Raw genomic sequence first — 10,239 nt, forward strand, 5'->3', positions numbered from 1 at the left:
TGCCGGTGGTGATCGACGAGTTTCCCCACCTCGCCCGTGCCACCCCGTCCCTCCCATCATGGTTCAGGTGGCCTGCGGTCCGCGCCGCCCCGAGCGGCTGGAGTCCCGAAGCAGGCTGCTCCTGTCCGGCAGTTCGCTCGCGTGCCGGGCAGTACGCGCTGCGTGACGTCATCTACGGTGCTATGGAGATCGGTGTCCGCTACCTGAGCGTGTATGCGCTGTCCACAGAGAACTGGGCCCGACCGGCGCAGGAGATCGAGGGGGATCCGGGCCGTGTCACCTTGTGTGCCAGCCGCCGGTCCTCACACCGTGGCGTCGATGAAGGCGGACCAGGCGGCGGGGGGAACGGTGAGGACGGGGCCGTCGGTGACCTTGGAGTCGCGGATGTGCACGGCGGCGGGGTGGGTGGCGACCTCGACGCAGTCACCGCCCTGGCTGCCGCTGTAGCTCGACTTGCGCCAGTCGTAGGCGACTTCGACGCAGTTGCCGCCCTGGTCACTGCTGTAGCTGGACTTGAACCAGGCGAGGGCGGTGGTATGGGGGGCCGGGTGTGCTGCGCGGGTCATTTCTCTCCAAGCAGTTCGTCCAGTAGGCGTGCGCTCGCCTCGACGGAAAGCGCCTGCGAACGCAGCATCCCATATTTCTGCTGGAGCACGCTGACGTCATCTGGATCTTCGTGCAGGTAGCTGGTCAGCTGCCCCTCCACGTAGGCGAGGTGGTTGTGATCTGGGGTCTCCAGCAGCACCATCGGCCCCGCGAGTCCGGCGTGCTTCGGCAGTTTCATCGGCATGATCTGAAGTCCGAGGAAGGGGAGTTCCATGCATCGGCGCAGATGCCGGACCTGCTCTCGCATCATGATGGGATCTCCGATCTCGCTGCGCAGAATGCTCTCCTCCAGCACGAAATGCAGTATCGGGCGGGGCCTGCGTTCGAGGAGCTTCTGCCGGTCGAGTCTGCCTGCTACCCACTCCTCCAGCTGGTCCTGTTCGATCGGCGGATAGAGGCAGGAGAAGACGAACCGGGCGTAACCCTCGGTCTGGAGCATCCCCGGTACAGCCTGGTTCTCGTAGGAGAGCAGGGTCAGCACCTCCTGCTCGTACTCCACGAAGTCCTGTACGAACGCCGGGAATCGCTCCTTCTTCGGGACCTTCGACACCGCGACCTGCAACACCCCCTTGGTGTCGAACAGTTCGTCCAGCTGCGCCGCGAAGTCCGCCTGAAGCGGCCTGCGCCCCTGCTCGATCGAAGCGATCGTGTCCTCGCCCACACAGCACTGATCAGCCAGTGCCGTCTGTGTCATCCGGGCCGCCTTGCGGAACGTCGCCAGCTGGGCGCCGGGTCAGGTGCCAGGACGTGATCCGCTTGTTCCTCTTTGCCGAGTGCATGAACTGCCTCTCCCCGTTGCCGACCCCGGATGACCCGCCAGAAGCCGTACAAGTCCGTTGTACGACTCGACGCGCTGATCAACGGTAGTGACTTTGTGTGACGTTGGCTGCGTGAATGAATCAACTCAACTCCCCCACTTCCGCGAGGCGTTCTACCGTCGCGAACACCGGTCCGTGCCGCTCGTACGACAGTTCGTGCGGCAGTCACTCGTCGACTGGGCGTGCGACGCCCGCGCCGAAGACGTATTGCTCTGCGTGAGCGAACTCGCCACCAATGCCCTGCTGTACGGCGTCCCGCCCGGTCGCGGTTTCCGTGTCCACCTCTACTTGGAGCCGGCCGACGGCATCCTGCGCGTAGAAGTCCACGACAGCGGCGAGGGGGAGGTGCGCCCCGTCGTCGCGGACGCGGCTCCCGATGCGGAGGGCGGGCGCGGGCTGCTGCTGGTGGCGGCACTCGCCGACAAGTGGGGAGTGGGGGAGCGGAACCCCGGCAAGGTGGTGTGGTGCGAGTTCGCGATGCGGGGGCCGGCCCCGTGTCCCGAGCCGGACGGGCTCGTTAACAGAAATGTACTTCTGGGAAGTGTGATTCCGTAAGCCGCACGAAGGTGGTCGCTCCTCATGGCTGGGAAACCCCGCAATCTCGCCAAGCCGTCCGACATGTTCGACCGGGACTGGGAGTGGAGCGAGCTCACCGCGTTCGCTGCCGACCCGGGCCCCGAGGCGACTCTCGGCGTCGTGTCGGGGCGGCGGCGGCAGGGAAAGTCGTTCCTTCTCGACTCGCTCGCACGGGCTGCGGGCGGCTTCTACTTCTGCGCGTACGAGGCGACGGAGGCGGAGTCGCTGCGTCGCTTCGGGGAGGAGCTGGGCCAGTACACGGGGGCGGCCGGGCCGCTGCGTTTCGACCGGTGGGAGCTGTGCGTCGATGCGCTGCTCGCGCTGGGGCGGGAGAAACCGGTGCCGGTGGTCATCGATGAGTTTCCCTACCTTGCCCGCGCCACCCCCTCCCTCCCTTCCATTGTTCAGGTCGCCTATGGCCCGCGCCGCCCCGAGCGGCTGGAGTCCCGCACCAGGCTTCTGCTGTGCGGCAGTTCACTCGCGTTCATGGGCGGGCTACTCGGCGGAACGTCTCCGCTCCGGGGGAGAGCGAGTCTCGAACTCATCGTCCAACCGCTCGACTTCCGGCAGGCAGCAAGCTTCTGGGGCATCGATGATCCCCGGCTCGCACTTCTCGTGCACAGCGTGGTGGGCGGCACCCCCGCGTACCGCCGCGAGTTCGTACGCGACGATGTCCCTGCCGGGCTCGACGACTTCGACGCCTGGGTGTGCCGTACCGCCCTGTCGCCGCGCTCGCCGCTCTACCGTGAGGCGCGATACCTGCTGGCCGACGAATCCGATCTGCGGGACCGGGCGCTTTACCACTCCGTGCTTGCCGCACTGGCCTCGGGAAACGCTACGGCAGGTGGGATCGCGGGCTGCCTGGGGCGACCGGCGGGCGACATCACGCATCCGCTCACGGTGCTCCAGGATTGCGGCCTCGTACGCCGTGAAGTGGACGCCTTCCGCAAGAACCGGAGTGTCTACCGCATCGGTGAACCACTGATCGCGTTCGATCACGTCGTCTCCCGGACCAAGCTTGCCCTGCTCGACCGGGGACTGGCGGAGCAGGTCTGGGAAAACTCCCGTGCCCGGTTCCTGTCGGCGGTGGTCGGGCCGCACTTCGAGCAGATCTGCCGGGAATGGGTGGCGCACTTTGCGGCCCCGGAGACGTTCGGCGGCATGCCGATCGATGTCTCGTACGGGACGGTCGCCGACCCGGCGGTCCGCACCAGCCACGAAGTAGATGTGGTCGTGCGCGGGGCCGTCGGGCAGGACAACGGGGTGCTGCTCTCTCTGGGTGAGGCCAAGTGGGACCAGGTCATGGGGGAGAAACATCTGGAGCGGCTGCGGCACATCACGGCGCTGCTCGCGGGCCGTGGGACCGACACTTCTGCCGTACGGCTCGCCTGTTACAGCGGGGCGGGCTTTACCGACGACCTGTGGAGCGCTCAGGCCAGGGGTGAGGTCGTTCTCGTGGATCTGCGGCGTCTGTACGCGGCGGATTGAACGTCCGGACGGCATATCGCGGGCGTCCTCCTCCGGTCCGCACGATGATTCCCTGCCAACGCACCCTTCGCCGTTCAGGGCCGCCAGCGGGGGCCCGGTCTCCCGCCCCTTGCGTCACGTGGTGGACGCACACCGTCCACTTGGACTTACGCATCACGGTTGTTGGACTGGAGCGCCCCGAGGAGCCGTACGACGTTGACGGTGTCCGGACAGCGGACTACTCAGAGCACATGTCGCGAAGATTCACTTCGGCGGGCGCGGTCGCCGCCGCCTCAGCCGCCGTCCTGGCGCTGGTGGGGACCGCGCTCCCCGCCACCGCCGCCGCCCCATCACCCGCCGCGGTCGAGTCGGCGGCCGTACCCGCGGACGCCACCGTCATCCGGTCCGCGCAGCTCTCGGTCGCCGTCGCCGACGACTTCCCGCGCGTCCTGGCGTACACCGACAAGGCCAGTGGCAGCCGGCTGCTCGGCAGTACGCAGCCGGTCACCACCGTGACCCTCAATGGCACCGCGCACCCGGTGAAGCTCAAGGCCGCCCCCGAGGTCACCGCCTCGGCCGCCCGCTACACGCTGACCTTCACCGACCTGCCCGGCATCGAGATCGACGCCTCGCTCTCCGTCTCCGGACGTGCCACCACGTTCAAGGTGACGGCCGTCCGCGACACCGAGGCGTTCCGCGTCCGCACCATCGACATACCCGGCCACGACCTGGTCTCCGTCGGCTCCACGGACACCGGCGCCGCCACCGCCTTCACGCGGCTGGACAACGACTCGACGAAGACCGCCGACGTCTTCGCCCAGGTCACCCCGGACACCGCAGCCGACGTGGCGCCGGTCGGTGCCTCGTACGCGTTTCTCAACACCGGCTCGCTCGCCGCGGCCGTGGAGTCCAACTCCTCGTACGACAAGCCCTCCGGCGCCACCGGCGGCGACGACGCCCGGTTCTGGCACCAGGCCCGCAAGGCCGGCGACGGCAGCGTCCGGGTCGGCGTCTGGTCCGGGCAGTGGACCTACCGCGGCGACGGCGCGTCGCAGCCGGAGAGCGGGGACAACCTCCCCTGGGCGAAGGTCGTCGTCACTCCCGACGCCAACGGCGACAAGAGGGTCGACTGGCAGGACGGAGCCGTCGCGTTCCGCTCGATCGGCATCAAGGCGCCCGGCAGCAAGGACACCCCGGACCGGGTCATCACCCACATCCCGTTCAACTTCGCCAGCCAGGCCACCCACCCCTTCCTGCGCACCCTCGACGACGTCAAGCGGATCTCGCTCGCCACCGACGGCCTCGGGCAGATGGCGCTCCTCAAGGGGTACGCCTCCGAGGGCCACGACTCCGCCCACCCCGACTACGGCGGCAACTACAACAAGCGCGCCGGCGGGCTGAAGGATCTCAACGAGCTCCTCAAGGACGGCAAGAAGTGGGGCGCCACCTTCGGCGTCCACGTCAACGCCACCGAGGCGTACCCGGATGCCAAGGCCTTTGACGAGAAGCTCGTCGACAAGACCAAGCCCGGCTGGAACTGGCTCGGCCAGAGCTACTACATCGACCAGCGCCGCGACATCAACAGCGGTGACCTGGCCAAGCGCTTCCAGCAACTGCGCGACGAGACGGACAAAAACCTCAGCCTGCTCTACATCGACGTCTACTACACCCACGGCTGGATCGCGGACAAGACCCTCCAGACCGTGCGGAAGCAGGGCTGGAACGTCGCCACCGAGTGGGCCGACAAATTCGAGCGCGGTTCGCTCTGGTCGCACTGGGCCAATGACCTCGACTACGGCGGAGCCACCAACAAGGGCCTCAACTCGAAGATCATCCGGTTCATCCGCAACGACGAGAAGGACGTCTGGAACAACGATCCGGTCCTCGGTCAGACCGCCATCGAGGAGTTCGAGGGCTGGACCAACGAGACCGACTGGAATGCCTTCTACGACAACATCTGGCAGCGCGACCTGCCCGCGAAGTACCTCCAGCAGCAGAAGATCACCCGCTGGGACGGCAACGACATCACCTTCACCGGCGGTGTCCGCGGCGCGGTCGAGGACGGCAGGCGGACCTTCTACGACCACGGCCGCAAGGTTCTGAGCGGCACCGACTACCTGCTGCCGTGGGACGACGGCAAGAAGCTGTACCACTACAGCAAGTCCGGCGGTACGAGCAGCTGGGCGGTGCCGTCCAAGGGCGCGTACAGCGTCTACGAACTCACCGACAACGGGCGGGCCAAGACCGGCACGGTGCGGCCGGTGGACGGGAAGATCACGTTGACGGCCGAGGCCGGTCAGCCGTACGTCCTCTACCCGGACCAGGCGCCGCCGGCCACCGACCCCCGGTGGGGCGAGGGCACCCCGGTCGACGACCCGGGCTTCAACGACAACGGGCTGACCGCCTGGTCGAAGACCGGAACCGTCACCCGCGACACCGACGGCAAGGGCCGCAACAGCGCCAAGCTCTCCGGCAGCGCCCCGGCCGCGCTCTCTCAGGCCATCGACGGCCTCACACCCGGCAAGCGCTACACCGCATCCGCGCTCATCGAGGTCCAGCCCGGAAGGACCCGGCACACGACGCTCTCGGCCGGCGGCAGGTCCGTCGCCGTGGACCGCTCCACCGCCGAGGACTACGTCGCCGCTTCCGACTGGCACGGCACGTACTTCCAGCGCGCCAAGGTGAACTTCACCGCCCCCGCGAACGGCCGCACCACATTCCGTATCGAAGCGGCCGAGGGCAGTACGGCGAGCGTACGGGCCGATGACGTACGCATCGTCGCGGGTGCCCCGGCCACCGCCGAGAACACCGTGGTGTACGAGGACTTCGAGAACGTCGACCAGGGCTGGGGCCCCTTCCTCAAGGGCGATGCGGGTGGCTCCACCGACCCCCGGACCGTCATCTCCCAGCTGCACGCCCCGTACACCCAGGCCGGCTGGAACGGAAAGCTCGTCGACGACGTCATCGGCGGCAAAGAGTCCCTCAAGGCCCACGAGGAGAACACCGGACTCGTCTACCGCACCGCCCCCTGGACCGCGCCGATGACCGACGGCCACCGCTACAAGGTCGAGTACGACTACCAGTCCAGCCACGCCGGCGCCTATGAGTGGGTCGACGGCTACGACCGGATCACCGCCGAAGGAAAGCCCGACTCGGTCGAGACCCGGACCACCCCCATCGGACAGCAGCGCACCACCGGCCACTTCAGCGAGACCGTCACCGCGGGCTGCGGCGACACCTGGACCGGACTGCGCAAGCGCGGCGACGCACCCGACCGAGCCGACTTCGTCCTCGACGCGTTCACCGTGACCGACCTCGGCCCGGCCCCCGCCTCCGAGCAGGCCGCCTGCGGCACGCTCACCGTCGACCCGGCCGCCGAGACCCTGGAGCCGGGCACGGCCAACACCGTCAAGGCGAGCTTCACCAACTACGAGGCCACCGCGGCGACCGGTGTCGCGCTGAGCCTGACCGTCCCCGAGGGATGGAAGGCTGAGCCCGCGGGCGCCGTCACCTTCGACTCGGTCGCGGCAGGCGCCAAGGTCACCGGCAGCTGGCAGGTCACCCCGCCGGTGGACGCCAAGTACCGGACGTACGGCCTGAGTTCCGAGGCGGCATACACGGTCGGCGGCGCACCGCGCACGCTCGGCGCGCAGACCTCCGTACGGACCCTGCCGCCGCCGCCCACCACGGACAGCTGGGCCAGCGACCTCGACTGGACGGCTGCCGAGAACGGCTGGGGGCCCGTCGAGCGGGACCTCTCCAACGGCGAGCAGGGCAGTGGCGACGGCACCCCGCTGAAGATCGGCGGCGCCTCCTACACCAAGGGCCTGGGGAGCCACGCTCCGGCGAAGATTCGCTACTACCTGGGCGGCAAGTGCACCTCGTTCACCGCCCAGGTCGGCGTGGACGACGTACAGACCTCACGCGGCAGCGTGCAGTTCGGCGTCACTGCCGACGGCACCGAGAAGGTGAAGTCCCCTGTACTGAAGGCGGCCGACAACGCCTGGCAGCTCACGGCGGACGTCACCGGCGCCAAGTACGTCGAACTGGTCGTCGGTGACGGCGGCGACGGCAACGGAAACGACCACGCGGACTGGGGCGACGCACGCTTCCATTGCGGCGGTTGAGGCAGGATGCGGGACGGGTGCGCAGGGCAGGGCCTCGGCTCGACCCTGGACGCCCGCAATCTGGCAGCCGGGTGCCGGTCCGCTCTCCGCCACGGCCGCGGCGAGCCATACGGGAGGGCCGGGCATTCGAGGAAGGCGTATCCTCGCGGCAGTCCGCCGTGCGTCCCGTTCCCGCCCCGGCGACCGGTGCGGGAACGGTGCGGGACCGGCCGGAAGCCGTCCGCAAGGACCAAGGCCGCCCGACCGGACCACACCCGGAGGCTGACACGAGTGTGCAGCAGACCACAGTGACTTTGTTGGACCCGCACAAAGACGGACCGGTAACGGATGGCACTTCGCCTGCCTACGTCCGAGATTCTGTCAGGCTCCACCAGGAAACAGGTCAGGAGACTGTACGGAGTCGACGGCAGGATTTTCTTGCCAGGCTTCGTAGGGTCGATGCATGACCGTTGTGGAGGAAATCCCGGGCGAGCCGAGCGACACCCGTGGCCGTGTGTCCGAACTGCTGGCGCTGCGCGAGCAGGCCCGGCGCGGACCGAGTGACCGCGCGACCGAGGCGCAGCACGCCAAGGGCAAGCTGACGGCGCGTGAGCGCATCGAGCTGCTGGTCGACCCGGGTTCGTTCAAGGAGGTCGAGCAGCTTCGCCGGCACCGGGCGACCGGCTTCGGCCTGGAGCAGAAGAAGCCCTACACCGACGGTGTCATCACCGGCTGGGGCACGGTCGACGGCCGCACGGTCTTCGTCTACGCGCACGACTTCCGGATCTTCGGCGGTGCGCTGGGCGAGGCCCACGCCACCAAAATCCACAAGATCATGGACATGGCCATCTCGGCGGGTGCGCCGCTGGTCTCGCTGAACGACGGCGCGGGCGCCCGTATCCAGGAGGGCGTCTCGGCGCTCGCCGGGTACGGCGGCATCTTCCAGCGCAACACGCGGGCCTCGGGGGTCATCCCGCAGATCAGCGTGATGCTCGGCCCGTGCGCGGGCGGTGCGGCCTACAGCCCGGCGCTGACCGACTTCGTGTTCATGGTCCGCGAGACCTCCCAGATGTTCATCACCGGCCCGGACGTCGTCAAGGCGGTCACCGGCGAGGAGATCACTCAGAACGGCCTCGGCGGCGCGGACGTGCACGCCGAGACGTCGGGCGTCGCGCACTTCGCGTACGACGACGAGGAGACCTGCATCGCCGAGGTCCGCTACCTCATCGGGATGCTGCCGTCCAACAACCGGGAGAACCCGCCCACCGTGGCGAGCGACGACCCGGTCGACCGGCGCGGCGACGTCCTGCTGGACCTGGTGCCGGCCGACGGCAACCGCCCGTACGACATGCACAAGGTCATCGAGGAACTCGTCGACGACGGCGACTACCTGGAGATCCACGAGCGCTGGGCCCGCAACATCGTCTGCGCCCTGGCCCGTCTGGACGGCCAGGTCGTCGGCATCGTCGCCAACCAGCCGCAGTCCCTCGCCGGTGTCCTGGACATCGAGGCGTCCGAGAAGGCGGCCCGGTTCGTCCAGATGTGTGATGCATTCAACATTCCCATCATCACTCTTTTGGACGTACCCGGCTTTCTGCCCGGGGTGGATCAGGAGCACGGTGGAATCATTCGGCACGGTGCGAAGCTTCTCTACGCGTACTGCAACGCCACTGTGCCGAGGATCTCGCTGATCCTGCGCAAGGCCTACGGCGGTGCGTACATCGTGATGGACAGCCAGTCCATCGGTGCGGATCTGACCTACGCCTGGCCGACCAACGAGATCGCGGTGATGGGCGCCGAAGGTGCCGCCAACGTCATCTTCCGTCGGCAGATCGCCGACGCCGAGGACCCGGAAGCCATGCGGACCCGCATGGTCAAGGAGTACAAGGCCGAACTGATGCACCCGTACTACGCCGCCGAGCGTGGCCTGGTCGACGACGTCATCGACCCTGCCGAGACCCGCGAGGTGCTGATCGCCTCGCTGGCCATGCTCCGTTCCAAGCACGCCGACCTGCCGTCCCGCAAGCACGGCAACCCCCCGCAGTAGTCCGCAGCCCCGCAGCAACACTGCCGAGCCCGCGAAGACCTGCCGAGAAGACGGAGAAACCACCCATGAGCACTGCCGCCGAGTCCGTGCTGCGTGTCGAGAAGGGTCTTGCCGACCCCGAGGAACTGGCCGCCATAACCGCGGTCCTGCTCGCCCGCGCCGCCGCCCAGCCCGCAGCGACCCCGGCCCACCGTGGCCGCAGCACCGCCGGATGGCGCCGCCTGGAACGCACCCCGGGCTTCCGTGCCCCGCACTCCTGGCAGGGCTGACAGACGCTCTTGCCATGCGTGAGGCCCCGCACTCCTCGAGGAGTGCGGGGCCTCACGCATTGCGAGACTCTCGGCCACGCTCTGTCCTCGAACGCCGGACGGGCTCGATTTTCGAGCCCGTCCGGCGTTCGAGGACAAGACGGCTGCCGGACGAGCCGGCGAAACGCCTACCGCAACCGCGCCATCAGCGCATGCTCCACAAGCGTGATCAGCGCACTCTTCGCGTCCGCGCGGTGCCGCGCGTCCGTGGTCAGAATCGGGGTGTCGGGTCCGATCTGGAGTGCTTCGCGGACTTCGTCGGGGGTGTAGGGCTGGTGTCCGTCGAAGCCGTTGAGGGCGATGACGAAGGG

Annotated in this window: 7 protein-coding genes and 1 pseudogene; 5 read left to right on the forward strand and 3 right to left on the reverse strand. The window is 68.3% G+C overall.

Annotated elements, in window-relative coordinates:
- Positions 1–302 precede the first annotated feature (302 nt).
- On the reverse strand, positions 303–566 hold the full coding sequence (locus ABT115_RS26610) for a DUF397 domain-containing protein (protein WP_351794701.1): 264 nt from the start codon (positions 564–566) through the stop codon (positions 303–305).
- Positions 563–1,300 carry a helix-turn-helix domain-containing protein gene (locus ABT115_RS26615; RefSeq protein ID WP_351794704.1) on the reverse strand — a complete coding sequence of 246 codons (738 nt, stop codon included), beginning with the start codon at positions 1,298–1,300 and terminating at the stop codon, positions 563–565. Before ABT115_RS26615 ends, ABT115_RS26610 begins: the two co-directional genes overlap by 4 nt.
- 196 nt (positions 1,301–1,496) lie before the next feature.
- On the opposite strand from ABT115_RS26615, the gene ABT115_RS26620 reads away from it, so the two are divergent.
- The 5 genes from ABT115_RS26620 to ABT115_RS26640 all read left to right on the forward strand — a co-directional run bounded on the left by ABT115_RS26620 (position 1,497) and on the right by ABT115_RS26640 (position 9,889).
- Complete coding sequence (locus ABT115_RS26620; RefSeq protein ID WP_351794707.1) at positions 1,497–1,979, forward strand: ATP-binding protein; 483 nt, start codon at positions 1,497–1,499, stop codon at positions 1,977–1,979.
- Positions 1,980–2,003: 24 nt separating this feature from the next.
- On the forward strand, positions 2,004–3,488 hold the full coding sequence (locus ABT115_RS26625) for an AAA family ATPase (RefSeq protein WP_351794710.1): 1,485 nt from the start codon (positions 2,004–2,006) through the stop codon (positions 3,486–3,488).
- A gap of 230 nt (positions 3,489–3,718) precedes the next feature.
- Entirely contained in the window at positions 3,719–7,594 is a 3,876-nt protein-coding gene (locus tag ABT115_RS26630) for an endo-alpha-N-acetylgalactosaminidase family protein (RefSeq protein WP_351794712.1), read from the forward strand.
- A gap of 442 nt (positions 7,595–8,036) precedes the next feature.
- Complete coding sequence (locus ABT115_RS26635) at positions 8,037–9,620, forward strand: acyl-CoA carboxylase subunit beta (protein ID WP_351794715.1); 1,584 nt, start codon at positions 8,037–8,039, stop codon at positions 9,618–9,620.
- A 65-nt stretch (positions 9,621–9,685) separates the two neighbouring features.
- Positions 9,686–9,889, forward strand: a complete 204-nt coding sequence (locus tag ABT115_RS26640) for an acyl-CoA carboxylase subunit epsilon (protein WP_093897832.1) — start codon at positions 9,686–9,688, stop codon at positions 9,887–9,889.
- Positions 9,890–10,056: 167 nt separating this feature from the next.
- On the opposite strand, the pseudogene ABT115_RS26645 reads toward ABT115_RS26640, so the two are convergent.
- Positions 10,057–10,239 (reverse strand): annotated as a pseudogene (locus tag ABT115_RS26645) (ATP-binding protein); the annotation flags it as partial.

Origin of the sequence: Streptomyces sp. NPDC001832 (genome assembly GCF_040297265.1) — a bacterium.
Classification (GTDB): Bacteria; Actinomycetota; Actinomycetes; order Streptomycetales; family Streptomycetaceae; genus Streptomyces.

Coding starts and splice junctions, on each gene's coding strand:
- ABT115_RS26630 (WP_351794712.1), top strand. CDS start 3,719: ATGTCGCGAAGATTCACTTCGGCGGGCGCGGTCGCCGCCGCCTCAGCC.
- ABT115_RS26635 (WP_351794715.1), top strand. CDS start 8,037: ATGACCGTTGTGGAGGAAATCCCGGGCGAGCCGAGCGACACCCGTGGC.
- ABT115_RS26640 (WP_093897832.1), top strand. CDS start 9,686: ATGAGCACTGCCGCCGAGTCCGTGCTGCGTGTCGAGAAGGGTCTTGCC.
- ABT115_RS26615 (WP_351794704.1), bottom strand. CDS start 1,300: ATGACACAGACGGCACTGGCTGATCAGTGCTGTGTGGGCGAGGACACG.
- ABT115_RS26610 (WP_351794701.1), bottom strand. CDS start 566: ATGACCCGCGCAGCACACCCGGCCCCCCATACCACCGCCCTCGCCTGG.
- ABT115_RS26625 (WP_351794710.1), top strand. CDS start 2,004: ATGGCTGGGAAACCCCGCAATCTCGCCAAGCCGTCCGACATGTTCGAC.